We start from the raw sequence: 24,276 nt of genomic DNA, 5'->3' as shown, positions 1-24,276 counted from the left end.
AAATTAATTTTCTTTATTTAACAAAACGAGAGTTTCCTCTCGTTTTGAATTAATTTTATTTAAATATCTAAAATTATATTTTTTTCTAAAGTAAGAGATATTTTCCCTTTCTCCATATTATCATCTATTTCAACTTTTACCTTGTATCCATTTTCAGAAAGTTTTTTAAAATAAAACTTTTTATTTGCATATAGTTTACTTACATCTCTTGAATTTATATTAATTTTTCCACATTTAGTTTCTTTTAGATTCTCCATTATTTTTTCATTTATAATTGAGCTTTCAACAAGTTCTCTAAATGCTGGATGAAATGGTCCAGAAACTATATCTCCTCCAACATTAATACTATCAGTAGGCTGTAATCCAACTCTAATAATATTAATTCCAGCTTTTTTGTAAAGTTTATATATTTCTTTTGAAACTTCTACTCCTTCTTCTAAGGAATATGGTTTATATTCACCTCTTAGATACATAATCTCCATTGGTGTATCTTTTATTACAAGAGATGGATAAATTCTTATTAAGTCTGGTTTCATATTTATTGATTTTTCTGCACTTAAAATATCTTTTTCCATTGTTGATCTTGGAAGTCCTGGCATAAGTTGATGACCTAATGTTATACCATACTTTTTTATTAATTTTGAAGCAGTATAAACATCAAAAGCAGTATGTCCTCTTCCAGCAGCTTTTAAAACATCATCATCTAATGATTGTACTCCAAGTTCTATTATGTCTACACTATAATCTAAAAGATAGCTTAAAATATAATCTGTTATTGCATCTGGTCTAGTAGACATTCTAATCTTTTTAACTATTCCTAAATCTTTAAACTCTTTTGCTACAGATAATAATTCTCTTTGTTTTTTTTCATTAATTGCAGTAAAAGTACCTCCAAAAAATGAAACTTCAATCATTGCATCTTTATTATCTATTGTTTCATAATAATCTTTTATTATATTTCTTACTTTTTCACCATCTACTCTATCTTTTATTCCTGTTATTCTATCTTGATTGCAGAATACACATTGATGAGGACATCCCTCAAATGGAACAAATATAGGTATAATATAATGGTTTTTACTCATTTATTACCTCCAAATTAATTAGAGCTTGTTTAGCAGATTTTTGTTCTGCCTCTTTTTTTGAGTATCCTTCACCTTCACCCATAACTTCTTTATTTATTAAAACTCTTGTATAAAATTTTCTTCTGTGTGGTGGTCCCTCAAACTTAACAAGTTCATATGTTATGTTTACTTCTCCATTTTGTTGTAAATGTTCTTGTAACTTAGTCTTAAAGTCAAGAATTATTTTATTATTTATAGCTTTATCTATTATATCGTGGAATTTATTTAAAATAAATTCTCTTGCATATTCAAATCCTTTATCTAAATATATAGCTGCTATAACAGCTTCTATAGCATCTGCTTGTATAGAAACACGGTTTCTTCCACCTGTAAGCTCTTCTCCCCTACTCATTCTTATATATGCACCTATATTTACACTTTTAGCTACTTCATAAAGAGAATTTTCACAAACAATAAGACTTCTTATCTTTGTTAATTCTCCTTCACTTTTTTCTTTATAATTTTTATATAAATATTCAGTTACACTTAATTGAAGAACAGAATCTCCTAAGAATTCTAGTCTTTCATTATATTCAGAATCTTTATATTGATTTGCAAATGAGCTATGAGTTAATGCAACACGCAAATAACTTAGATTTGTGAATGTAACTCCGAGCGAAGCTTCCATCTCTTTCAATTTCAATTTATTCATTCTTTACACTCCTCTAAGTTTATTCTTCAATTTCCTCATAAAGGTTTAAATTCAAGAATAAACTATTTTTAAATTCAATATAAAATCCCGCTTACTGCGGGATTTTACTACTCTTCTACATGATCTTTTACATAGTTAACTACGTCACCAACAGTTTTAAAACCTTCAACATCTTCGTCTGGTATTTCCATTTCTAGTTCGTCCTCTAGAGCCATTATAAGCTCAACTATATCTAAAGAATCCGCATTTAAATCATCAATGAAAGATGATTCTAAAGTTACTTCTTCTGCACTAACACTTAACTTTTCTGCTATTATTTCTTGTATCTTTTCAAACATTCCCTGTCACCTCCTAATAACTGTACAATTAGATAATATTATATATTAAAATCCTAGTCAATATTCTATTAACAAAATTTAATTATTTTCACTAATTTCTTTTTTAATTTTTCCTATAACATCAGAACTGTAAAAAATTCTTGTTTGCTTTATAGCATTTTTAAAAGCCTTTCCATCTGAGCTTCCATGCGCTTTAATACAAATACCATCTACTCCTAAGAAAGGCGCTCCTCCAACCTCTTTATAATCAAATTTAACTTTTAATTTCTTAAATACAGGTTTTAAAAGCATAGCTCCCATTTTAGGCATAAATGAAGCACTCATTATACTATCTTTTATTATTCCTAAAAGATTTAAAGCTGCTCCTTCATATAATTTAAGAACTGTATTACCAACAAAACCATCACAAACAAGGACATCTGTTTCTCCACTTGGTATTTCTCTTGGTTCTACATTTCCTATAAAGTTTAAATGCTTTTCTTCTTTTAATAATTTATGAGTTTCTTTTGTTAATTCATTTCCTTTTTCTTCTTCTGCACCTATATTTACAAGTCCAACAGTAGGTGATTTTTTATTAAATACACTTTCATAATATATACTTCCCATATTGGCAAATTGAACTAAATAATTTGGCTTACAATCAACATTTGCTCCAGAATCTATAACCATAAAGCTTCCATTTCTTCCTGGCATAATAGGTGCTAAAGCTGGTCTTTCTACACCTTTAATTCTTCCTACTATTAAAGTACATCCTGCTAAAAATGCTCCTGTACTTCCTGCTGATATAATAGCATCACATTCTCCACTTTTAACTAAATTTAATGCTTTAACTATACTTGAGTCTTTTTTTCTTCTTAATGCCATTACTGGATGCTCATTTGTTCCTATAACTTCATTTGCATTAATTATTTTTATTTTATCTCCACTATAATTATTTTTATTCAACTCTTCCTTTATCTTATCTTCAGGACCTGTAATATATACTTCTATATCATCATATATTTTTACAGCTTCTACTACTCCTTGAACAACTTCACTTGGTGCGTGATCTCCACCCATACCATCAATTGCTATTTTCATTTTTACACCCCTTTTCATTATAATTATAATATATATTAATTTTAACTTTTTTTAAAATATTTCTCTATATATAAAGAAAAGAAAGTCAAAAGACTTTCTTTTATTCTGCTGAAGCTACTACTTCTTTACCTTTATAGAATCCACAGTTCTTGCAAACTCTGTGAGCAAGTTTCATTTCATGACATTGTGGACATTCAACTATTCCTGGTAAGCTCGCCTTAAAAGTTTGAGCTCTTCTTGAATCTCTTTTCGCTCTATATGTTTTTCTTGCTGGATTTCCCATGCTTACACCTCCTTATTTTCTAGTAGCGCCTTAAGTCCTGCAAATCTAACATCAATATTTCCTTCATCATTACAATTACATGAAGACTTGTTTAAGTTTTCTCCGCATGTTTGACATAAGCCTTTACAATTGCTACTACAAATTCTCTTAATAGGTAAGGTTGAAATTATTACACTTTCAACTATTTCAGTGATATCTAATGTATCACCCTTTACAAATGTAACATCATCGTCTTCGATTGTATCATCATTTGTAAACCTTTCTTCTATATCAATATCTATTGGATAGATAAAGGTTTCTAAACATCTTGAACATACTAATTTTAGTACGGTTTTTATGTTTAAGTCAAGTAAAAGTTCTGTATTATTTGAAATAATCTTTCCATTTACTAGAACTTTTTCAGTTGGAACCATCTCTTCACCTGAAAAAGTGAATTTATCCATATCAAAGCTATACTCTAAATCTTTACTTCTTTCTCTTTTAGAAATTAAATCTGAAAATAATACCTTCATATATCTCAGCTCCTACTTCTCTTATTAAAGCCTGTTAAAAAATAAACTATGTAAAAAGAATAAGTAGCCCCTTAACATAAGTTATTTTATAAACAAACACAACTTATTATATAAAGGGGCGTAATAAAAGTCAAGATTTTTCGTGTTTTTTCTATCTATTTTATTAATCCTAAAGTGTCTCTTGCTATAACTAATTCTTCATTAGTTGGAACAACATATACATCTACTTTTGAACTATCTTTAGATATTTTCTTTGTTACTCCATAAGTATCATTTCTTTCTTCATCTAGTTCAATACCTAAGTATTCTAATCCATTTAATATAGCTTTTCTATTTGGTACTGAGTTTTCTCCTAAACCAGCTGTAAATACTATTACATCAACACCATTCATAGCTGCTATATAAGCTCCTATTTGCTTTTTAACTGAATATCTAAATACTTCTAAAGCTAAAGTAGCTCTTTCATTTCCTTTTTCTAATCCATCTTGAAGATCTCTAAAATCTGAGCTTATTCCTGATAATCCTAAAACTCCTGATTTTTTATTTAAAATAGAATTTATCTCATCTACAGAATAACCAAGATCTGTTGCCATATAAAGAACAACTGCTGGATCTATACTACCTGATCTTGTCCCCATAACTACTCCATCAAGAGGAGTGAATCCCATACTAGTGTCTATGCATTCTCCATTTTTAATAGCTGCAAGAGATCCCCCATTTCCTAAATGACAAGTTATTATTTTTAAATCTTTTAAATCTTTTCCCATAGTTTTTGCAACTTCACTTGAAACATATCTATGTGAAGTTCCATGGAATCCATATTTTCTTACTCCATGTTTCTCATACATTTCATATGGAATTGCATACATGTAAGCTTTCTCTGGCATTGTTTGGTGGAAAGCAGTATCAAATACAGCTACCATAGGAACATTTGGCATTAATGCTTTACATGCATTTATTCCAACTATATTTGGTGGATTGTGTAATGGAGCTAATTTAACACAAGCTTCTAATTCTTTCATTACATTTTCATCTATTATTACAGATTGTGAGTACTTTTCTCCTCCATGAACAACTCTATGCCCAACAGCATTAATTTCATCCATTGATTTTATTACTCCATTTTTTTCATCTACAAGAGCATCTAAAACTAATTTTATAGCAAATTTATGATTTTCCATTGGAGTTTCTATAATGTATTTATCTCTACCTTCAACTTTTTGAGTTAATATAGAACCTTGTATTCCTATTCTTTCCACTAATCCATGTGCTAACACTTCTTCATTGCTCATATCAATTAATTGATATTTTACTGATGAACTACCACAGTTAATTACTAAAATTTTCATACTCAGCCTTCCCTTCTGTATTTTTCAATATGCTAAAACATATTTATATGTTTTGCATTATATGTTTTATTTTGATTGTGCTTGAACAGCAGTTAATGCAACAACATTAACTATGTCATCTGAACTACATCCTCTTGATAAGTCATTTATTGGCTTAGCAAATCCTTGACATACTGGTCCAATAGCTTCTGCATTTGCAAATCTTTGAACTAATTTATATCCTATATTTCCTGCTTGTAAGTCTGGGAATACTAAAACATTAGCTTTTCCAGCTACTTTACTATTTGGCGCTTTTTGATCTGCTACTTTTTGCACAATTGCAGCATCTAATTGTAATTCTCCATCTATTTGTAAATCCGGTCTTAATTCTTTTGCTTTTTCAGTTGCAGTTCTAACTTTATCTACTAATTCATGATCAGCACTTCCCATTGTTGAGAATGAAAGCATTGCTACTCTTGGATCCATCTTACAAAGATTTTTAGCTGTTTCAGCTGTAGCTATTGCTATTGCTGCAAGTTGATCTGCATTAGGATTTGGGTTAACAGCACAGTCTGAGAATAATAACATTCCCTCTTCTCCATATTTTGATCCAGGTACAAGCATTATAAAGAAACTTGATACTACTGAAACTCCTGGTGCTGTTTTAATTATTTGAAGTCCTGGTCTTAAAAGATCACCTGTTGTATGAACAGCACCTGAAACCATACCATCTGCATCATCTTGTTTAACCATCATAGTTGCAAAATAAAGAGGATCTCTAACTATTTTTTCAGCTTTTTCTAAAGTCATACCTTTATTTTTTCTTAATTCATAAAATTGATTAATATAAGCTTCTAGCTTTGGTGATGTTTCTGGATCTATTATCTCTACTCCCTTTAAATCAACACCTTGCTCTTTTGAAGCTTTTAATATACTGTCTTTATTTCCTACTAATATTGGAAGAGCTAAACCTTCTTCCACTATTTTTTGAGCTGCTACAATAGTTCTTTCTTCATCTCCTTCTGGAAGAACTATTTTCTTTTTATCAGCTTTGGCAGCTTCCCAAATTTTATTCATAAGTTCCATGTTCATTTCTCCTTTCAAGATACTATAGTATCCTTATTTAATACTATACTCCTATTTAAGAGTATTTTTCAACATAAATTCTTCAATTTTACTATGTTTTAATTGAAGTCATTAGATTTAAAATACTAAGAATTTTCTGAATATTCGTCTTCACTTATTATATTATCTGTTTTATGTTATACTAATTTTAATAATTTTTAAGAAAGGATATTTTTTATGATGAATGTTACAGGAATAATTACAGAATATAATCCATTTCACAAAGGACATGCTTTTCATTTAGAAAATGCTAAAAAAGATACTAATTCAACACATATAATTTGTATTATGAGCGGAAATTTTATGCAACGAGGAACTCCATCTATGATTGATAAATGGAATAGAGCTAAAATGGCAGTTTTAAATGGTGTAGATTTAGTAATTGAATTACCAACTTTCTTTTCTTTATCTTCTGCTGAAAATTTTGCATTTGGTGCAGTTAATATACTTAATAAAACTAATATAGTAAACTCTTTATATTTTGGAAGTGAACACGGAAATATAACTGATTTAAAAAAAATATCTGAAATTTTAGTAGATGAACCTTTAACTTACAAAGAAAATTTAAAGAAAAATTTAGACCTTGGACTTCCTTTTCACAAAGCACGTGAAAAATCCATAATCAATGAATTTAATGATCCTCATTTAGAAAAAATACTATCTAATTCTAACAATATATTAGGTATTGAATATATAAAAGCTTTAAAAAGATTAAATAGCAGAATAACTCCTGTAACTTTAACTAGAGTTGGTTCTAATTATAATGATAAAAATTTATCTTCTTCATTTTCATCTGCTACATCTATTAGAGAAGAATTTTTTAAAAGTAATTCTATATATTCAATAGAAAATTCTCTTCCTATAGAATCTTTTAATGTAATAAAAGAATTAAAAAATTCTAATTATTCTTTTGCTAATGAAGAATCAATTTTTGAATTTCTAAAATACAAACTACTTGTTTGTAACGAAGATTTTTCTAATTTACTTGATATTGGTGAAGGCTTAGAAAATAAAATCTTAAAAGAAATCTTTAATTCAAATTCTTTTAAAGATTTAATTGAAAAGGTAAAAAGTAAAAGATATGCTTATACAAGAATTTCAAGAATTCTTTGTCAAATATTTATTTCACTTAATAATTATGATTTAGATAAATTAAAAGATGATGCGACTTACATAAGACCTTTAGCATTTAATTTAAAAGGGGCTGAACTTTTAAAAAAAATAAAAAAAGAATCTGATATAGACATTTATACTAAACTTCCAAAAAAAATAAGCAATACTTCTTTAAACTTAGATATTGCAGCTACTAAAGCATATTCCCTTATAAATAAATCTATAGACCCTTTATCAGATTACAAAACTTCTCCATTTATAATTAAATAATAAATAGTAATATAAAGCATGTCTATCGTCATATAAATACTAATGATTGGAGTGATTTTAATGATTAGTATTTTTATTTTAGCCATGCTTATTTTTATATTTATTTTTATAATTTTGAAAAAACTTAACATAGAGAAAGATATTTATATTTGTTTTTTCATAACACTATTTACTGTTTTATTTTTTATTAATATGGATTTATCTTTAAATTCAATAAAACTTGGATTAGAATTATGCTTTAATTCTATAATTCCTAGTATTTTTTCTTTTTCTTTAATATGCAATTTACTTATCATTTTTAACGGAATAGAAATTTATTCTAAGATACTTGGCCCAATTATTTGTAAGCCTTTTAGATTAAGCTTAAATTGTTCATTTGTATTAGTTTCTAGTTTTTTATGTGGTTATCCTTTAGGAGCTAAATATGCAAGTGATGCTTATGAAAATAATCTTATATCTTTAGAGGAATACAAAAGAATTTTAAATATAGCTTCTAATTCAGGCCCTGTATTTATTCTTGGAGTTTTAGGCTTATCACTTTTAGGAGATATAAAATATGGATATGTTATTATTTTATCTACATTAATTTCTATATTTTTTATTTCTCTTATAATTAAACCTGCTAAAAATACAATAAAATCTGATTTTAATAAAAATAAAGCAATCCCTAAAATAGGAATTGCTTTACAATATGCAATTGAAAATGCAATAAAAACTACTTTAAACGTTTGTGGTTATGTAATAGCATTTTCTTTAATAATAACTATATTAAAAAATTTACAATTCATCCAATTATTTTTCAATAATATAGAAAACTTTTTTTCACTACCTAAACAATCTCTTTATGGATTATTTTTAGGAAGTATTGAACTTACAAATGGATGTAACTTAATAGCAAATACTGAGCTTTCATTACATTTAAAAATTTCTATTATAAGCTTTTTTTGTGCATTTGGAGGAATGTCTGTCATATTCCAAACAAGTTCCTTTTTTAAATCAAATAAAATTTCTATATTAAAATATGCCTTTTTTAAGCTTGTCCAAGGAATAATAGCTTTTATAGCAGCTTATATCCTATCAATAGTATTTTTTAATGATATATCAGCATCTTCAATAAAACATACTTATTTTAACAGTAATTATTTATTTATTATTTTATTATTAATGTTACTTTTACCATTTGTATTAAATAAACTTTTTAAATTATTTAAAACTTCTTAATTCTTTTATATTTTCTTTAATAGTGGAGCATGCACCAGATAAGTTATCATCAATTTCCATAGCGGCTCTTTCAAAGCTAGCTTGAAGTGACTTTATAAGCTCCACTTTTTTCTTTTCTAATTCTTTATCTAAATCAGTTAATACTTCATCTGAATAATCTCTTGAGCCTATTCTTATAGTTTTAGCCTCTCTCTTAGCTGCTCCAAGTATTTCCTGTGCTCTTAGTTTAGCATCCTGAACAATATCATGATTTTCTATATTTTGTCTCTTTATCATTTCTGTTTGTTCTTTCATACTTTCTAAATCTCTTTTAGCTTCGCTTAAAATTCTATCTTTTTCATCATTTATCCATCTAGCTTTTTTAAATTCTTCTGGAAAATAATTGATAATTTCATCTATTGTATCATGAATTTCTCTTCTATCTACCATAACTTTTCCACTCATAGGAACCTTTGGAGCTCTATCTATAGTGTCTTGAAGGAATTCTAAAAGTTCTAATACACTAACATCTTTAGCCATTTAATCCACCTCTATTTACATCTCATTTTTTTCTCTATATCATCTTTAATAGAATCAGGAACCATACCATCTATTTCTCCACCAAATCTACATATTTGTTTTACAGCTGAAGAACTTATATAAGATTTTTCACTTTCACTTATCATGAATATAGTTTCAACATCCTTATTTAGCTTTTTATTTATTTTATCCATAGTATTTTCATATTCAAAATCTGTACTATTCCTTAACCCCTTTAGAATAACATTAATTTCTTTTTCTTTTAGCAAATCAACAAGAAGTCCATCAAAGTCTATAACCTCTATTCCTTCTATATCTTTTGTAGCTTTAAGAATTAACTCTTTTCTTTCTTCTACAGAAAAAAGTCCTTTCTTATCTACATTCACTAAAATAGCTACAATAACTTTATCAAATATCTTTGTTCCTCTTTTTATTATATCTAAATGTCCATTTGTAATTGGATCAAAGCTACCTGGATAAACAGCAATCTTCATATCTATTCCACCTCATCGAATTTATAAAAACAAACTGTTGTATTACCATACTTTTTACTTCTAACTAGATTTATTTTTCCATATCCTTTATATATCTCTTCCATAGAATCTATTTTAGTTACTATAATTCCATCTTCATCTAACATATCATTTTCAAATATTATTTTTATTGCCTCTGGAATCATTTCTCTACAATATGGCGGATCTATAAATATAAGATCAAATTTTTTTTCTTTTTTAGCTAACATTTTTAAAACTGCATAAGAATCCATATTGTAAGTTTTACATATATCTTCAAACTTAAGATTCTCTACATTTTTCTTTAATATAGGATAAGTTTGAGGACTTTTATCTATTAAATGAACTTCCTTAGCACCTCTACTTGCTGCTTCTAAACCTAAACTTCCTGTTCCTGAAAATACATCTAAAACTAAAGCATTTGGAATATATCCCTGAACTATACTAAACATAGCCTCTTTTACTCTATCTAATGTTGGTCTTGTTTCATATGTTTCTGGGGACAATATTTTACGCCCTCTTGCCTTACCTGCTATTATTCTCACTTTATTTCCTCCTTAGAGTTTTATTACATAATATTCTACCACATTCACTGTTTTTATACAATTTCATATTAATTAAAACAAATATATTTACCTGTATTTTCTATATTTTTTTCAATCTCATTAACTAATTTTTTATTTTTTTCTTCTTCACTTTGAATTATGCTTTCTGCTTCTTTTCTCGCCTTTATTAATATTTTCATATCTTCATATATATCAGCTAATACAAATCCTTCATCACCGCTTTGCCTCATTCCAAACATTTCACCAGAACCTCTAAGTTTTAAATCTTGTTCAGAAATATAAAATCCATCAGTTGATTCAACTAAAATTTCCATTCTTTTTCTTGTTTTTTCACTTTTAGCCTTAGCAAGTAATATACAATAAGATGCATGACTTCCACGCCCTACTCTTCCTCTTAATTGATGAAGCTGAGCTAATCCAAATCTTTCTGCGTTTTCAACAATCATGACTGTTGCATTAGGAACATTTACTCCAACTTCTATTACTGTAGTGGATATAATAACTTTTGTTTTTCCTTCTTTAAATCTCCCTATTATTTCATCTTTTTCTTTAGGCTTCATCTTTCCATGAAGATATTCTATTTCTATTCCTCTAAATATACCATTTTGTAATTCTTCATATATTTTTTCAACAGAATTAAGCTCTAATTTTTCATTTTCTTCAATAAGAGGACATACTATATAAACTTGTCTTCCATTATCTATTTCAGATCTCGCAAGTCTATAACCATCATCTCTTCTATTTTCTTCATAAAATCTAGTATCAACTTTTTTTCTTCCTGGAGGTAATTCATCTATTATAGATACATCTAAATCTGAATATACATAAAGCGCTAATGTTCTTGGTATAGGTGTTGCAGTCATTACAAGAACATCTGCTTTTTTTCCTTTATTCATAAGTCTAGCTCTTTGCTCAACTCCAAATCTATGTTGTTCATCTGTAACTATAAGTCCTAAATTATTAAACTCAACATTATCCTGAATAAGAGCATGAGTACCAATTAAAATAACTGGCTCTTCTTTTTTTATTAACTCTTTTATTCTTTTCTTTTCTTTTTCCTTTGTACTTCCAGTTAAAAGCTCTATATTAACATCAAAACCATCATATATTTTTTTTGCTTCCTCATAATGTTGATTTGCTAGTATCTCTGTTGGTGCCATAAGAGCTCCTTTATACCCATTTGTATAAGCATTAAATAATCCAATTAAGGCAACTATAGTTTTACCACTTCCAACATCTCCTTGAACAAGCCTATTCATAGGATATAAAGAATTTTGATCTCGTAAAATATTTCTTACTACATTAGTCTGTGCACCTGTTAATGGAAAAGGTAATTTTTCTTTAAGCTTTCCTAATTCAGCTGTCCATTTATAGCAAATTCCAACTTCTTTTTTTATACTTTTCTTAAGAAGCAAAAGCTTCATAGAATATGTAAAAAGCTCTTGGAATTTTAATCTAATTATAGCCATTTCTAATCCATTTTTGCTTTTAGGATAATGAATTTCTCTTATTGCTTTATCTAATGAAATAAAATTATATTTTTTAACTATATCATCAGGTAAATTTTCATTTATTTTTATATTATCTAAAACATCTCCTATGATTTTCACTAAAAAATTATTGCTAAGTTCTCCTTTTAACGAATATTTAGGTATTATTTCACTTTCTAAAGAATGATTGGAACTAACAATAGGATTTACAACTTCAAGTTTATTACCTATAACTTTAAATTTTCCTAGAAGATTATACTTTTCACCTATTTTAAACTTTCCTTTTATGTAAGGTTGATTAAACCATTTTCCTTCTACTATATGTCTATTATATTCAAACTCTAATGTAGTTATAGTTTTTCTATTTTTAGTTATCATACTTCCTTTAAATCTTTTAAAGGTACAAGTTAAAATCTTTTTTTCACTTTCATCTATTTCTTTGAAATCTTCATTGCCGTTTACAAATTCATAGTCTCTTGGGAAATACAAAAGAAGGTCTAATATAGTGAATATACCTGCTTTATTTAAACGCTCCTTACTTTTAGGTCCTATACCTTTTATAGCTTCTACATCCATATATATATTCAAAATTCATAAACCTCCTCTAACTAAGTAAAAAGCACCAATTACGGTGCTTTTTATAATATATTATTCTACTGACATCAATAAATAATATAAAGGCTGTTCTCCTTTATATAATTGAACATCACAATCTTCAAATTTTTCTTCTATTTTTTCTACAAAGCTATTTGCTTCTTCTTCAGTTACATCTTCTCCATAGAAGATAGTAATTAATTCACTGTCTTCATCAACAAGATTTTCTAGAACTTTTTCTCCAACTTCTAGTTTATCTTCACCAACTTCTTTTATTTTCCCTTCAACAAGGCCTAGCATATTACCTTCTTTTATTTCTATGCCATCCATTTCAGTATCTCTAACAGCATATGTTACAGAACCAGTTTTAACTGTTTCTAGTAATTCTTTTAATTCTTCAATATTTTCTTCAACTTCTCCATCTTTGTTAAACATTGAAAGACAAGTTATACCTTGAGGGATACTTGTAGTTTTTATTACTATAACATTTTTTTCAGCTATTTCAGCTGCTTGTTCTGCTGCCATTATTATATTTTTATTATTTGGGAATACAAATATATTTTCAGCATTTATTTTTTCTATGCAATCTAATATATCTTGAGTTGATGGATTCATAGTTTGACCACCTTCAATAACGTGGTTTACTCCTAAATCTTTAAATATATTGCTTATTCCATTTCCCATAGCTACAGTTATGAAGCCATATTTTTCTGGTTTTTGAGCTTTTTTAGCATCTTCTCTCATTTTTTCATTAGCTATAAGTTCTCTATGCTCTTCTCTCATATTATCAATTTTTATTTTTGATAATTCTCCAACTTTAACTGCTTTTGCAAGAACAGCTCCTGGATCATTAGTGTGAATATGAACTTTTATTACATCATCATATCCAACAACTATCATAGAATCTCCTAATGGTTCAATTGAATCTTGGAATTCTTTTGCATGGCTTGCATCACCTAAAATTATAAATTCAGTACAATATCCAAATTTAATATTTTCAGCATCTACTGAAGCACCTGCACCAGTAACGTCTCCGCCACCTTCTCCAATTTTTATATCTTTAACTTCTGCTTTTATTCCTTCTTTTAAAGCTTGAGTCATACCTGATAAAATTATATATAATCCCATCCCACCTGAATCTACAACTTTAGCTTTCTTTAAAGCTGGTAACATTTCTGGTGTTTTATCAAGCATTATTTTTGCAGCTTTAGTTATTTCATCCATAAAGTGTGCAACTTCATTTGATTTTAATGAAGTAGCACATTCAGCAGTAGCTCTTATAACAGAAAGAATTGTTCCTTCTGTTGGTCTCATAACAGCTTTATAAGCTGATTTTGAACCTTCTTCAAAAGCTTCAGCTAATTCTGAACAATTAACTTCATCTTTCCCTTCAAGTCCTCTTGAAAGTCCTCTAAGTATTTGTGAAAGTATAACTCCTGAGTTTCCTCTTGCACCCATAAGTGCACCTTTAGCAAGTTTCTTTGACACTTCTCCAATAGATTCTGAATTTATATTTTCTATTTCTTTAACTGCTGCTTTAAAAGTCATTGACATATTTGTTCCTGTGTCTCCGTCTGGCACAGGGAATACATTTAAAGCATTAACGAAATCACTTTCTTCTGCTAATCTATTACTCGCGTTTACGACCATATTATAGAAATCACGGCCATTTATCTTTTTATATTCCATTAGTTCTCCTCCTAGACTCTTACCGCTTGAACATTTACTGATATAGATGAAACTTTTAGCCCAGTATAGTTTTCTACATTATAACGTACTTTTTGTATTATGTTATTTGCAATAACAGAAATTTTAGTTCCGTATTCCACCATAATAAAAAGTTCTATATTTAATTTATCATCTTCAGTTACTGTAATTTTTACACCTTTACTAAAATTTTCTATTCTTATTAATTCCCAAAGGCCTTCTGCGGCACTTTTTGATACCATCCCTACTACTCCATAGCATTCCATTGTTGATAGTCCAACAATTTTAGCTAACACATCTTCTGAGTAATGTACTTTTCCGTTTTCTCTTGAAAATCCAACCATTACTATTCCTCCTATACTATATCATAACTATATTTTATATTAGAAATCTTTTTTATTCAAGATTTATATGGAATATATCTGTAATTAACCATTATTTTTATAAATTTTACTTGCAAATTAGCTTTATCTTGTGTTAAAATGAATTCTGTCCTATTGAAGAGAATTTTATCTTCACTAATAAGGAGGTGTTTTCAAGTGGCAAGAAGATGCGAAATTTGTAATAAAGGCGTTGTTTCAGGAGTACAATACAGTCACTCACATCGTCAATCAAAGAGAACTTGGGCTCCTAACATAAAGAAAGTTAAGGCTTTAGTTAACGGAACACCAAAAAGAGTTCACGTTTGTACTAGATGTTTAAGATCTGGTAAAGTTGAAAGAGCAATATAGTTCAAATAAAAAAAATGCTTTGCACCTAGCAATAGCATTTTTTTTATTTCACATAAATAATTATGTATCTATTTTCCTTTTCTAAAAAATCTAACTATTTTAGATAAAAATTTTGGTAATTTTATTGCTACTATTTTCATAAATGCCTCCTATAAAAACTAAAAATAATATCTTTTCTTTCTATATATATGCAATAAAATTAAATTCTTTCCTATTTTTAGCTTTTAGTTTTTAATCATTGGTTAGCATTACTAAAATTTTTCCACTGTCAAAATCTATCTGAACATCTTCTCCATCTAAAAACTCATTACAAATAGCTCTTGGTTCTAATAATTTAAGATTATATCTTTCTAATTCATATTTAGCATTTTTTATTGTAAAATTTTTAACTTCATCTGAAAGTCCATGAAATGAAAGAACTTTATTTTTTCTATTTTTTATAGTTGTCTTTTTATCAACTATAAACATAATATTATTATCATCAACTATTTCTAAATATATCTCATCTTCTAAACTATTTAAAAATAATCCTAAATTCCCAAGAGAATGATCAAACCTTGTTCCTGTTGCCCCTAAAAGATATATTTTTTTAACATCTCCAAGCTCTTTAGCTATATTATATGCTAAGTGAGTATCTGTATAATCTTTATGAGTGCTATATTTTCTCACTTCTATTCCAGTATTTTTAAAATACTCAACAACCTTTAAATCTCCTGAATCAAAATCTCCAACTATTAAATTAGGAGTTATATTATATTTATAAAGCACATTACATCCTTTATCAACTCCTATTATAAATGAAGCTTTATTTTTATATTTAAGTAAAAGTTCTTTAGATGGTTCTGTTCCTCCTGAAACTATTAATACATCCATTATTTTGTCCTTTCAATTAATTCTTCAATATTTTTTAATATATCCCCGTTATAAACTGCTGAACCAGCTACTGCTATATCAACTCCAGCTTCATATACCTCTTTTATATTTTCTTTATTTATTCCACCATCTATTTCTATTAAAAGATTTGGATTAAATTTATCTTTAAGCTCTTTAACTTCTTTTATTTTATCTATTGAATAATCTATAAAGCTTTGTCCTCCAAAGCCTGGATTAACACTCATTATAAGAACCATATCTAATTTTTTTATAATATTTTTTAATACACTTACAGGAGTTCCAGGATTTAAAACTATTCCTGCTTTAACCCCTTTTGACTTTATATATCCTATAGTTCTATCTATATGTCTATCTGCTTCGTAATGAACTGTTATTAAATCTGCTCCTGCATTTATAAAATCATCTATAAAATTTCCTGGATTATCTATCATTAAATGTACATCAAACGTTTTATCTGTATATTTTCTTATAGCTTTAACTACTGGTGCTCCAAATGTTATATTAGGTACAAAAGATCCATCCATAACATCTATATGAATATACTCTGCTTTTGATTTATCTAAAATACTTATTTCCTCTCCTAATTTTGAAAAATCTGATGATAATATTGACGGTGCTATACTAATCATTATTTATACTTCCTTCCATTTAATATTTCTTCTAATGTCCTTATATAAAATTCATATCTAAATTTATTTATTTTTCCTTCTTCTACAGCTTCTTTAACTGAACATCCAGGTTCTTTATGATGCATACATCCTCTAAATTTACATGAATTATTATATTCCTCAAAGTCTGGAAAATAATTTTTCAAATCTTCTTTTTCTATAAAAGTTATATCTAAAGTTGAGAATCCAGGAGTATCTACTATATATCCATTTTCAACTTCTATAAGCTCACTATGTCTAGTTGTATGTTTTCCTCGCCCTAATTTTTCACTAACAGAACCTGTTTCCATATGCTCCTTATTTGTAAGTTTATTTATGAGAGTAGATTTTCCCGCTCCAGAAGGTCCACATAAAACCGTTACATTTCCTTTTATTCTTTCTTTTAAGCTTTCTATTCCAATACCAGCTTTTGCATTAATAAATAATACATCATAACCTATTTCATTTATTTTTTCTTTTAATAAATTTCTCTCTTCTTCATCTACAAGATCAACTTTATTTAAACAAACTATTGCTTTTATATTATTACTTTCACAAAGAACTAAAAATCTATTTAAAAGATCAAAATTCAAATCAGGATTTTTTATGGCAAAAACAACAAAAGCTAATGTTACATTTGCTACTGTAGGTCTTATAAGCTCTGAATGTCTTTCCTCTATTTTTTCTATTCTTCCTTTTCCATTTTCAATCTTTATTTCTACATTATCACCAACCATTGGCTTTAATCCTTTATATCTGAAATTTCCTCTAGCTTTACATTCTATTATTTTATCTTCTGTGCTTATGTAATAAAAGCCTCCAATTCCTTTAAGTATTTTTCCTTTCATAGTACCTCCAAAATATAGTATTCAATTATAATATAACTCTTTTATTTAAATTTTGCTACTTTATATAGTATAAAATAAATTTAAATTATTATAAAACAAAAGTGATTAGCTAAAATTAGCTAATCACTTTCTTATTTATTTTGAAGTTTTATTATCTTTTTTATTTGATGCTACATCTTTTGCTTGAGTTTGTGTATTAGCACCTTTATTTGATGTTTTATTTACATCTGATTTATCAGAGTGATCTTCTTTTGCTCCTCCTTGGTCTGAGCTACCTTGATTTGGTTTATTTTGCTCTGTATTACCTTGGTCGTGACTACCTTGATTTTGGTCATTTCCTTGGTTTTGATTGCCATGACTTTGGTTATTTCCTGAATTTTGATTATTCTGAGTTTGATTTTGGTTACCTTGACCTTGGCTTTGACCTTGGTTTGTTCCAGAGTTATCAGAATTTTGTGGTGGTGTTACTTGTTGTAATTGACCTATTTGAATAGTAACTGATGTGCCTTGATTTACAGTAGCTCCTACACCTGGTGATACGTTTATTACTTTACCAGCTAAACTTGGATCAGTTGTACTTACTGTTTCCACATTAACAGCTAAATTAGCATTTGAAAGTGCTGCTCTAGCTTGTGATTCACTCATTCCTGAAACATTAGGAACTGTAGTTTGTTGTATTTGTGGCCCTTTACTAATAACAAGAGTTATTTCTGAAGTTTTTAAAGCTTGAGTTCCTGATTGAGGAGTTACTGCTATAACTTGGCCTGATGGTACACTACTACTAAATTGACTAGTATATAATATAGTATTAAATCCTAAACTTTTAAGTTCTTGTGTAGCTTGATCTTTAGTATATCCATTTAAGTCTGGTATAGTTACTTCTTCTTCACCTTTACTTATATCTATAGTAACTGTACTTCCTTCTTTAACTGAAGTACCTGGGCTTGGATTTGAATTTAAAACAGTTCCTTTTGGTTCTGAATTCTTAACTTCTTTTACATCAGGAACTAATTTAGCAGCTTTTAATGCTGATACTGCTTGATCTTGATTCATTCCTATTATATTTGGAACTTGAACTTCTCCAGCATTTGTTGTAGGTTTAGAGTTAACAAACATAAAGAATGAACCTACACCTAATACAATAATTACTACAGCAATTGCTATTCCAATTAAAAGATTTCTATTTGTCTTCTTCTTTTTAATTTTTTTATCATATTCATCATCTTCATATTCATCATCTTCGTCATCATAATAATCTTCAAATCCTTCTTCATCTCCATCAAACTCATCTATATCTGAATCTTCTGGTTCTACAACAGCAGGATTAAGATCTTCATCTTTAATTGGAGTCATTATAATTGTTTCTCCCCCAACTGAAGATTCACTTTTTTCTACTAATCCCATTTCAGAATTTGATTTAATCTTCTTTAAATCTTCTATTAATTCTTTTACATTTGAATATCTGTCATTAACATCCTTTTCCATACATTTTAATATAATTTCACTATATCTATCTGGAATTTTAGGATTAATTATTCTAGGATTAATAGGATTTTCTTGTATGTGTTTAAGTGCTATTGTTACAGGAGATTCCCCATCAAATGGGACATCACCAGTAACCATTTCATACATTACAATTCCAAGAGAATATATGTCACTTCTAAAATCTACCATAGCACCTTTTGCTTGCTCTGGTGAAAAATAATGTGCTGAACCTAATATTGTACTTGTATTTGTTAAAGTTCCTGAATCTGTTGATTTCGCAATTCCAAAATCTGTTACTTTAGCAATTCCTTCTTCTGTTACAAGTATATTTTGTGGTTTTATATCTCTATGAACTATGCCATTTTTATGAGCACATTCTAATGCATTTGCTATTTGTAATGATATAGTTACCGCTCTATCATAATTCAATTTACCATATTCTTCTACAAGTTCTTTTAAAGTTTTTCCATTTACATATTCCATAACAATGTAGTTTTCATTATCATCAGTTCCTACATCTAATACATTTACTATATTACTATCTGATAACTTTGCAACTGCCATTGCTTCATTTTTGAATTTATCTACAATTTCTTTATTATCTGCATATTCTTTTTTAAGAATTTTAACTGCAACAAAGCGATTTAACTTATTACATCTAGCCTTATATACAATTGCCATTCCGCCTTCTCCGACTTTTTCTAGCAATTCATATCTATTGCCTAGTACTTCCCCATTCATATTATATATCTCCTCCAAACAACATCACAGTTATATTATCCTTGCCTCCATGTTCTTTTGCTAAAGAAACTAATTTCTCACAAGGATTTTCTTTTTCTTCCATGAGTATACTGCTTATCTCTTCATTACTAACTTCATTTGTAAGTCCATCAGTACAAAGAAGGTATTTTTGATATTCTTCTTTAGAAAATTTAAAAATATCAACTTCTACATTTAAACCTGTTCCTAGTGCCCTAGTTATTATATTTTTATTAGGATGATTTTTTGCTTGCTCATAAGATATACTTCCTATATCTATTAATTGTTGAACTAATGAATGATCTTTTGTTAATTTAATTATTTCATTATCTTTAACTCCAAAACATGAACTATCTCCAACATTTGCTATTATAATTTGATTTCCTAACCTTAATAATGCTGTTATTGTAGTACCCATGCCCTCTAGTTCGCTTACTTCTCTAGAATAATTATAGATTTCTTCGTTAGCTTTTTCAATTGCAAATTTCAAACTCTCTTCTAAATGTATGTCTATAGTTTCTCTTATTATTTCTATAACCCTATTTACAGCCATTTTACTGGCAATTTCACCAGCATTATGACCTCCCATTCCATCTGCAACAATATATACACCATAATTTTCAACTTCATAATAACCACAATAGTCTTCGTTTAAACTTCTCTTACAACCCACATCACTCTTATACTCTATCATATTTTTACTCCTTAAGCTTTATTTTTCATATAGCTTCTTCTAAGTTGACCACAAGCTGCATTTATATCGCTTCCCATTTCTCTTCTAACAGTCGCTTCAATTCCTGCAGACTTTAATATTTGGGCAAAATCTTCTATTGTCTTTTCAGAAGATCTTTTAAAAGAATTCTCTTTTATTTCATTTACTGGAATAAGATTAACGTGACAAAGAATTCCTTTTAAAAGCTTTGATAAAGCTTTTGCATCTTCCTTACTGTCATTAATATCTTTAACTAATGAATACTCAAAAGTTACTCTTCTATTGGTTTTTTCTATGTAGTTTCTACACTCCTCTAATATTTCACTTATTGAATATTTATTTGCTATAGGCATTATTTCTCTTCTCTTTTCATCACTAAAAGCATGTAGTGATATTGCTAGAGTAACATTTAATCCCTCATTTGACAAATCTCTTATTTTAGGAACTAGCCCACATGTAGATAAAGTTATATGTCTTTGCCCAATATTTAATCCATATTCAGCATTAACTTCTCTTAGAAATTTTACTACATTATCGTAATTATCTAGTGGTTCCCCACTTCCCATAAGCACTATATTAGAAATTCTTTCTCCTTCTACTTCTCCAGCTCTTAATACTTGCCCTAATATTTCTCCAGAAGTTAAATTTCTAACTCTTCCCTCAATTGTTGATGCACAGAATTTACATCCCATTCTACATCCCACTTGAGTTGAAACACATATTGTGTTTCCATGCTTATATTTCATAATTACTGACTCAATAAGATTCCCATCTTCTAATTTTAAAAGCATTTTCTTAGTACCATCTAAATTAGATGAATATACATCTACAACTTCAGGAATATATATTTTAAAATTAGAATTTAATTTTTCTTTTAGATTTTTAGGTAAATTTTTCATTTCATCAAATGAAAATATCCCTTTATAAATCCAAGAGAATATTTGTTTTGCCCTAAAAGAACTTTCTGAATTTTCTTTAAGCCAAACCATTAATTCTTCCATGTTATAATCTAATAAATTTTTCATTTTTCCACCTTTATATTTTCTTTAGCTTTGCTATGAAAAATCCATCCATATTTTTGTTTGGTAATATAGTCACCATTCCATCCTCAGTATACTCTATATTTTCTCCTTTTCCAATAAATACAGTATCCAACTTAACATCTTCATAAGATTTTAAGAACCATCTTATGTTTTCTTCATTTTCTTCTTTATTTAATGTACAAGTAGAATATACCATAACTCCACCGCTTTTCAAGTATTGCCATGAATTTTTCATAATTTCTCTTTGAATTTTAATTAAACTTTTCAAATCATCTTTATTTTTATTCCATTTAATCTCAGGTTTTCTTCTTATTATCCCTAAACCTGAACATGGAACATCAATTAAAACTTTATCACCTATATTTATTAATTTTTCATTTAATATAGTTCCATCCATTTGAGAAAGTTCTACATTCTTAACACCAAGTCTCTCACAATTTTCTTTTATTAAACTTAGTTTATTTTCGTGTAAATCAAAAGCTAATACTTTGCCTGTATTTTCTAAAATTTCACCTATATGAGTTGTTTTTCCTCCTGGTGCACTACATATATCAAGTACAGTATCATATTTTTCTAACTCTAAAACTGGAGCTACAAGCATTGCACTTTCATCTTGAACTGTGCATTTTCCTTCATTAAATAATTCATTAGCCTCTATAGCACTTCCACCTTTTATAACTATTGCATCAGGAGATATAGAACCTTCTTCAACATTATATCCTAATCTTTCTAACTCTTCTAATACAGAATCATAATCACCTTTTAAAGAATTAACTCTAAGAGTTATGCTTGGAGTACTATTTAACCCCTTCATTATTTTTATAGCTTTATTTTCTCCATATTGTGAAATAAATAATCTTACAAGCCATGGTTCAAATGAATAATCATAAGCTAATTTATATAGTTTATTAGAAAATTTTATATTTACTTTTCCTTCTTTCTTAAGGTAATTCCTTAAGATACCATTTACTAACTTAGAACTTTTTAAAGAAATTTTCTTAGCTTCTTCAACAGCTTCATTACAAGCAGCATAACTTGGAATTTTATCTAAAAATCTTAATTGATATATAGCCGCTCTAAGAATATTTAATATTCTTTTATCCATTATACTTATATCTCTAACAAAAGATCCTATTATAAGATCTAATGTTCTTTTTCTTCTTAATGTTCCATAGACAATTTCAGTAACTAAACCTTTATCTTTGCTATTTAGATTACTTGAATCCAATTCTTTAGATAAGGCTATATTAGAATATGCTCCTTCTAATAAAACTCTATTCAATACCTTTATAGCTATGCTTCTGCTATTCATAAAATACCTCGTCTTTCATCTTTATCCTAAAATTTCACCAATTTCTATGCTATGACCGTTTATATACTGTTCAATTGTTAAAGGCTTACCATTTGGGAATTGTATTTTTTTAATTAAAATTTTCCCAATCTTTGCTTTTACAAGTATTCCTTCTTTTGATACTTTTTCTATTTTACCAAAATCTTCATTTCCACCTTCATTTGTAAAAACTTCTGTTTGATAAACTTTCATATTTTCTTCTTTATATTTTGTATGTGCAACAGGCCAAGGATTTAATCCTCTCACTAAGTTGTGGATTTCTAATGCACTTTTATTAAAGTCTATTCTTCCAGTTTCTTTATTTAACATTTTTGCATAGAAAGTTTCATCACTTTGCTTTTCTGGCTTTATACTTCCATCTTTAAGACCTTCTATTGTCTTAACTAAAAGTTCTGCTCCTCTTTCTTTTAAAATATCATAAAGTTCACCAGCAGTCATGGATTCTGATATCTCTACTTCATCTTTTAAAAGCATATCTCCAGTATCTAAACCTACATCCATAAGCATTGTTGTGTTTCCTGATTTCTTTTCTCCATTTATAATAGCCCAATTTATAGGAGCTGCTCCTCTATACATTGGTAAAATTGAACCATGTAAATTTATACAGCCATATTTAGGTATATCAAGAACTTCTTTAGTTAAAATTTGTCCAAAGGCTACAACTATTATAAAATCAGGATTCATTTCTTTAAGCTTTTCAATCATTTCTCTATCATCTTTAAGTTTTACTGGTTGAAAAACTTCTATATTATGTTTTACTGCAACTTCTTTTACTTCAGAAAATCCTAATTTTTTCCCTCTACCTTTTTTCTTATCTGGTTGTGTAAATACTGCACAAACACCATACTCATCTATTAATCTTTCAAGTGAAGGAACTGCAAAATCTGGAGTTCCCATAAAAACTATTTTCAATATTCTTTCCTCCTACTTAACTTTATCTAAGAATATAATTCCGTCTAAGTGGTCATATTCATGGAATATAGCTCTTGCTAATAATTCTTGTGCTTCTAAAACAAATTCTTCCCCATTTTCATTTAATGCCTTTACTTTTACATAATTTGGTCTTTCAACTTCTCCAAATTCACCAGGTGCGCTAAGACATCCTTCTTCTCCTATTTGACTTCCACTTGATTCTAGTATTTCTGGATTTATAAATACTCTTGCTCCCTCTCCATCATATACATCAATAACGAATATTCTTTTAAGTATTCCAACTTGTGGTGCTGCAAGGCCAACTCCATCAGCTTCATACATTGTATCAATCATATCTTCTATTAAAGTTAGAGTTCTATTATCTATATTTTCAACTATTTTACTTTTTTTTCTTAATACCTCTTCACCTTTTTTTCTTATATTTCTTATTGCCATTTCT

27 protein-coding genes are annotated in these 24,276 nt (G+C 28.1%); 3 read left to right on the top strand and 24 right to left on the bottom strand.

What is annotated here, in order from left to right; genetic code table 11:
* Positions 1 to 59 precede the first annotated feature (59 nt).
* The 8 genes from HMPREF1092_RS04800 to pta all read right to left on the bottom strand — a co-directional run bounded on the left by HMPREF1092_RS04800 (position 60) and on the right by pta (position 6,403).
* Positions 60 to 1,085 carry an elongator complex protein 3 gene (locus HMPREF1092_RS04800; RefSeq protein ID WP_002597497.1) on the bottom strand — a complete coding sequence of 342 codons (1,026 nt, stop codon included), beginning with the start codon at positions 1,083 to 1,085 and terminating at the stop codon, positions 60 to 62.
* Positions 1,078 to 1,776 carry a ribonuclease III gene (gene rnc / locus HMPREF1092_RS04795; RefSeq protein WP_002597496.1) on the bottom strand — a complete coding sequence of 233 codons (699 nt, stop codon included), beginning with the start codon at positions 1,774 to 1,776 and terminating at the stop codon, positions 1,078 to 1,080. The genes HMPREF1092_RS04800 and rnc overlap by 8 nt, the downstream gene beginning before the upstream one ends.
* A gap of 107 nt (positions 1,777 to 1,883) precedes the next feature.
* Positions 1,884 to 2,114, bottom strand: coding sequence for an acyl carrier protein (acpP, locus tag HMPREF1092_RS04790; protein ID WP_002597495.1), 231 nt, complete (start codon positions 2,112 to 2,114; stop codon positions 1,884 to 1,886).
* Positions 2,115 to 2,192: 78 nt separating this feature from the next.
* On the bottom strand, positions 2,193 to 3,194 hold the full coding sequence (gene plsX / locus HMPREF1092_RS04785; protein ID WP_002597494.1) for a phosphate acyltransferase PlsX: 1,002 nt from the start codon (positions 3,192 to 3,194) through the stop codon (positions 2,193 to 2,195).
* 100 nt (positions 3,195 to 3,294) lie between these two features.
* Positions 3,295 to 3,477 carry a 50S ribosomal protein L32 gene (rpmF, locus tag HMPREF1092_RS04780; protein ID WP_002597493.1) on the bottom strand — a complete coding sequence of 61 codons (183 nt, stop codon included), beginning with the start codon at positions 3,475 to 3,477 and terminating at the stop codon, positions 3,295 to 3,297.
* A gap of 2 nt (positions 3,478 to 3,479) precedes the next feature.
* On the bottom strand, positions 3,480 to 3,989 hold the full coding sequence (locus HMPREF1092_RS04775) for a YceD family protein (protein ID WP_002597492.1): 510 nt from the start codon (positions 3,987 to 3,989) through the stop codon (positions 3,480 to 3,482).
* A gap of 155 nt (positions 3,990 to 4,144) precedes the next feature.
* Positions 4,145 to 5,338: an acetate kinase gene (locus HMPREF1092_RS04770; protein ID WP_002597491.1), complete on the bottom strand. Its 1,194-nt coding sequence runs from the start codon at positions 5,336 to 5,338 to the stop codon at positions 4,145 to 4,147.
* 66 nt (positions 5,339 to 5,404) lie between these two features.
* Positions 5,405 to 6,403, bottom strand: a complete 999-nt coding sequence (gene pta, locus HMPREF1092_RS04765) for a phosphate acetyltransferase (RefSeq protein ID WP_002597490.1) — start codon at positions 6,401 to 6,403, stop codon at positions 5,405 to 5,407.
* 216 nt (positions 6,404 to 6,619) lie between these two features.
* Here pta and HMPREF1092_RS04760 point away from each other — a divergent pair, with 216 nt between their 5' ends.
* Together HMPREF1092_RS04760 and HMPREF1092_RS04755 are read left to right on the top strand one after the other, a co-directional pair.
* Positions 6,620 to 7,825 carry a nucleotidyltransferase gene (locus HMPREF1092_RS04760; protein ID WP_002597489.1) on the top strand — a complete coding sequence of 402 codons (1,206 nt, stop codon included), beginning with the start codon at positions 6,620 to 6,622 and terminating at the stop codon, positions 7,823 to 7,825.
* 192 nt (positions 7,826 to 8,017) lie between these two features.
* Positions 8,018 to 9,046 carry a sporulation integral membrane protein YlbJ gene (locus tag HMPREF1092_RS04755; RefSeq protein WP_207637623.1) on the top strand — a complete coding sequence of 343 codons (1,029 nt, stop codon included), beginning with the start codon at positions 8,018 to 8,020 and terminating at the stop codon, positions 9,044 to 9,046.
* On the opposite strand, the gene HMPREF1092_RS04750 is transcribed toward HMPREF1092_RS04755, so the two are convergent.
* The 6 genes from HMPREF1092_RS04750 to HMPREF1092_RS04725 form a co-directional block, all read right to left on the bottom strand.
* Positions 9,029 to 9,565 (bottom strand): hypothetical protein, encoded by a 537-nt coding sequence (locus tag HMPREF1092_RS04750; protein WP_002597487.1) that lies wholly within the window; start codon positions 9,563 to 9,565, stop codon positions 9,029 to 9,031. The two genes, HMPREF1092_RS04755 and HMPREF1092_RS04750, sit on opposite strands and share 18 nt — an antisense overlap.
* An 11-nt stretch (positions 9,566 to 9,576) precedes the next feature.
* Positions 9,577 to 10,059, bottom strand: coding sequence for a pantetheine-phosphate adenylyltransferase (gene coaD / locus HMPREF1092_RS04745; RefSeq protein WP_002597486.1), 483 nt, complete (start codon positions 10,057 to 10,059; stop codon positions 9,577 to 9,579).
* Positions 10,060 to 10,061: 2 nt separating this feature from the next.
* Positions 10,062 to 10,622, bottom strand: a complete 561-nt coding sequence (rsmD, locus tag HMPREF1092_RS04740) for a 16S rRNA (guanine(966)-N(2))-methyltransferase RsmD (RefSeq protein ID WP_002597485.1) — start codon at positions 10,620 to 10,622, stop codon at positions 10,062 to 10,064.
* A gap of 68 nt (positions 10,623 to 10,690) precedes the next feature.
* The gene (gene recG, locus HMPREF1092_RS04735) at positions 10,691 to 12,721 is read right to left on the bottom strand and encodes an ATP-dependent DNA helicase RecG (RefSeq protein WP_002597484.1); all 2,031 of its coding nucleotides are present in this window, start codon (positions 12,719 to 12,721) and stop codon (positions 10,691 to 10,693) included.
* A 60-nt stretch (positions 12,722 to 12,781) separates the two neighbouring features.
* Positions 12,782 to 14,416: a DAK2 domain-containing protein gene (locus tag HMPREF1092_RS04730; protein WP_002597483.1), complete on the bottom strand. Its 1,635-nt coding sequence runs from the start codon at positions 14,414 to 14,416 to the stop codon at positions 12,782 to 12,784.
* 11 nt (positions 14,417 to 14,427) lie between these two features.
* The gene (locus HMPREF1092_RS04725) at positions 14,428 to 14,778 is read right to left on the bottom strand and encodes an Asp23/Gls24 family envelope stress response protein (RefSeq protein WP_002597482.1); all 351 of its coding nucleotides are present in this window, start codon (positions 14,776 to 14,778) and stop codon (positions 14,428 to 14,430) included.
* Positions 14,779 to 14,973: 195 nt separating this feature from the next.
* On the opposite strand from HMPREF1092_RS04725, the gene rpmB reads away from it, so the two are divergent.
* Positions 14,974 to 15,165 carry a 50S ribosomal protein L28 gene (rpmB, locus tag HMPREF1092_RS04720; protein ID WP_002597481.1) on the top strand — a complete coding sequence of 64 codons (192 nt, stop codon included), beginning with the start codon at positions 14,974 to 14,976 and terminating at the stop codon, positions 15,163 to 15,165.
* 68 nt (positions 15,166 to 15,233) lie between these two features.
* On the opposite strand, the gene spoVM is transcribed toward rpmB, so the two are convergent.
* The 10 genes from spoVM to def all read right to left on the bottom strand — a co-directional run bounded on the left by spoVM (position 15,234) and on the right by def (position 24,272).
* The gene (gene spoVM, locus HMPREF1092_RS17800; RefSeq protein WP_143324001.1) at positions 15,234 to 15,305 is read right to left on the bottom strand and encodes a stage V sporulation protein SpoVM; all 72 of its coding nucleotides are present in this window, start codon (positions 15,303 to 15,305) and stop codon (positions 15,234 to 15,236) included.
* A gap of 91 nt (positions 15,306 to 15,396) precedes the next feature.
* The gene (locus HMPREF1092_RS04715) at positions 15,397 to 16,038 is read right to left on the bottom strand and encodes a thiamine diphosphokinase (RefSeq protein WP_002597480.1); all 642 of its coding nucleotides are present in this window, start codon (positions 16,036 to 16,038) and stop codon (positions 15,397 to 15,399) included.
* On the bottom strand, positions 16,038 to 16,688 hold the full coding sequence (gene rpe, locus HMPREF1092_RS04710) for a ribulose-phosphate 3-epimerase (RefSeq protein ID WP_002597479.1): 651 nt from the start codon (positions 16,686 to 16,688) through the stop codon (positions 16,038 to 16,040). The genes HMPREF1092_RS04715 and rpe overlap by 1 nt, the downstream gene beginning before the upstream one ends.
* Positions 16,688 to 17,554 (bottom strand): ribosome small subunit-dependent GTPase A, encoded by an 867-nt coding sequence (rsgA, locus tag HMPREF1092_RS04705; protein ID WP_002597478.1) that lies wholly within the window; start codon positions 17,552 to 17,554, stop codon positions 16,688 to 16,690. The genes rpe and rsgA overlap by 1 nt, the downstream gene beginning before the upstream one ends.
* A 135-nt stretch (positions 17,555 to 17,689) precedes the next feature.
* Positions 17,690 to 19,780 carry a Stk1 family PASTA domain-containing Ser/Thr kinase gene (pknB, locus tag HMPREF1092_RS04700; RefSeq protein WP_002597477.1) on the bottom strand — a complete coding sequence of 697 codons (2,091 nt, stop codon included), beginning with the start codon at positions 19,778 to 19,780 and terminating at the stop codon, positions 17,690 to 17,692.
* A gap of 1 nt (position 19,781) precedes the next feature.
* Entirely contained in the window at positions 19,782 to 20,492 is a 711-nt protein-coding gene (locus HMPREF1092_RS04695) for a Stp1/IreP family PP2C-type Ser/Thr phosphatase (RefSeq protein WP_002597476.1), read from the bottom strand.
* 11 nt (positions 20,493 to 20,503) lie between these two features.
* The gene (rlmN, locus tag HMPREF1092_RS04690; protein ID WP_002597475.1) at positions 20,504 to 21,535 is read right to left on the bottom strand and encodes a dual-specificity RNA methyltransferase RlmN; all 1,032 of its coding nucleotides are present in this window, start codon (positions 21,533 to 21,535) and stop codon (positions 20,504 to 20,506) included.
* Positions 21,536 to 21,545: 10 nt separating this feature from the next.
* Entirely contained in the window at positions 21,546 to 22,865 is a 1,320-nt protein-coding gene (gene rsmB / locus HMPREF1092_RS04685) for a 16S rRNA (cytosine(967)-C(5))-methyltransferase RsmB (RefSeq protein ID WP_002597474.1), read from the bottom strand.
* A gap of 21 nt (positions 22,866 to 22,886) precedes the next feature.
* Positions 22,887 to 23,816, bottom strand: a complete 930-nt coding sequence (gene fmt, locus HMPREF1092_RS04680; RefSeq protein WP_002597473.1) for a methionyl-tRNA formyltransferase — start codon at positions 23,814 to 23,816, stop codon at positions 22,887 to 22,889.
* A gap of 12 nt (positions 23,817 to 23,828) precedes the next feature.
* Positions 23,829 to 24,272: a peptide deformylase gene (gene def / locus HMPREF1092_RS04675; RefSeq protein ID WP_002597472.1), complete on the bottom strand. Its 444-nt coding sequence runs from the start codon at positions 24,270 to 24,272 to the stop codon at positions 23,829 to 23,831.
* Positions 24,273 to 24,276: the final 4 nt, after the last annotated feature.

The sequence above is a fragment of the Clostridium thermobutyricum genome (genome assembly GCF_000371465.1).
In the GTDB taxonomy this organism is placed as follows: Bacteria; Bacillota; Clostridia; order Clostridiales; family Clostridiaceae; genus Clostridium; species Clostridium thermobutyricum.
The sequence above is the reverse complement of the archived record's forward strand: the minus strand, read 5'-3'. Positions and strand labels throughout refer to the sequence as shown.

Bases quoted from the DNA above. Each gene is read 5' to 3' on its own strand.
- rpmF (WP_002597493.1), bottom strand. From the start codon at position 3,477: ATGGGAAATCCAGCAAGAAAAACATATAGAGCGAAAAGAGATTCAAGA.
- rlmN (WP_002597475.1), bottom strand. From the start codon at position 21,535: ATGAAAAATTTATTAGATTATAACATGGAAGAATTAATGGTTTGGCTT.
- pta (WP_002597490.1), bottom strand. From the start codon at position 6,403: ATGGAACTTATGAATAAAATTTGGGAAGCTGCCAAAGCTGATAAAAAG.
- plsX (WP_002597494.1), bottom strand. From the start codon at position 3,194: ATGAAAATAGCAATTGATGGTATGGGTGGAGATCACGCACCAAGTGAA.
- HMPREF1092_RS04725 (WP_002597482.1), bottom strand. From the start codon at position 14,778: ATGGTTGGATTTTCAAGAGAAAACGGAAAAGTACATTACTCAGAAGAT.
- rnc (WP_002597496.1), bottom strand. From the start codon at position 1,776: ATGAATAAATTGAAATTGAAAGAGATGGAAGCTTCGCTCGGAGTTACA.
- HMPREF1092_RS04730 (WP_002597483.1), bottom strand. From the start codon at position 14,416: ATGGAATATAAAAAGATAAATGGCCGTGATTTCTATAATATGGTCGTA.
- HMPREF1092_RS04695 (WP_002597476.1), bottom strand. From the start codon at position 20,492: ATGATAGAGTATAAGAGTGATGTGGGTTGTAAGAGAAGTTTAAACGAA.
- HMPREF1092_RS04770 (WP_002597491.1), bottom strand. From the start codon at position 5,338: ATGAAAATTTTAGTAATTAACTGTGGTAGTTCATCAGTAAAATATCAA.
- rsmB (WP_002597474.1), bottom strand. From the start codon at position 22,865: ATGAATAGCAGAAGCATAGCTATAAAGGTATTGAATAGAGTTTTATTA.
- HMPREF1092_RS04775 (WP_002597492.1), bottom strand. From the start codon at position 3,989: ATGAAGGTATTATTTTCAGATTTAATTTCTAAAAGAGAAAGAAGTAAA.
- rsgA (WP_002597478.1), bottom strand. From the start codon at position 17,554: ATGAAAGGAAAAATACTTAAAGGAATTGGAGGCTTTTATTACATAAGC.
- HMPREF1092_RS04755 (WP_207637623.1), top strand. From the start codon at position 8,018: ATGGATTTATCTTTAAATTCAATAAAACTTGGATTAGAATTATGCTTT.
- def (WP_002597472.1), bottom strand. From the start codon at position 24,272: ATGGCAATAAGAAATATAAGAAAAAAAGGTGAAGAGGTATTAAGAAAA.
- rpe (WP_002597479.1), bottom strand. From the start codon at position 16,688: ATGATTAGTATAGCACCGTCAATATTATCATCAGATTTTTCAAAATTA.
- HMPREF1092_RS04760 (WP_002597489.1), top strand. From the start codon at position 6,620: ATGATGAATGTTACAGGAATAATTACAGAATATAATCCATTTCACAAA.
- HMPREF1092_RS04715 (WP_002597480.1), bottom strand. From the start codon at position 16,038: ATGGATGTATTAATAGTTTCAGGAGGAACAGAACCATCTAAAGAACTT.
- acpP (WP_002597495.1), bottom strand. From the start codon at position 2,114: ATGTTTGAAAAGATACAAGAAATAATAGCAGAAAAGTTAAGTGTTAGT.
- coaD (WP_002597486.1), bottom strand. From the start codon at position 10,059: ATGAAGATTGCTGTTTATCCAGGTAGCTTTGATCCAATTACAAATGGA.
- HMPREF1092_RS04750 (WP_002597487.1), bottom strand. From the start codon at position 9,565: ATGGCTAAAGATGTTAGTGTATTAGAACTTTTAGAATTCCTTCAAGAC.
- HMPREF1092_RS04800 (WP_002597497.1), bottom strand. From the start codon at position 1,085: ATGAGTAAAAACCATTATATTATACCTATATTTGTTCCATTTGAGGGA.
- pknB (WP_002597477.1), bottom strand. From the start codon at position 19,780: ATGAATGGGGAAGTACTAGGCAATAGATATGAATTGCTAGAAAAAGTC.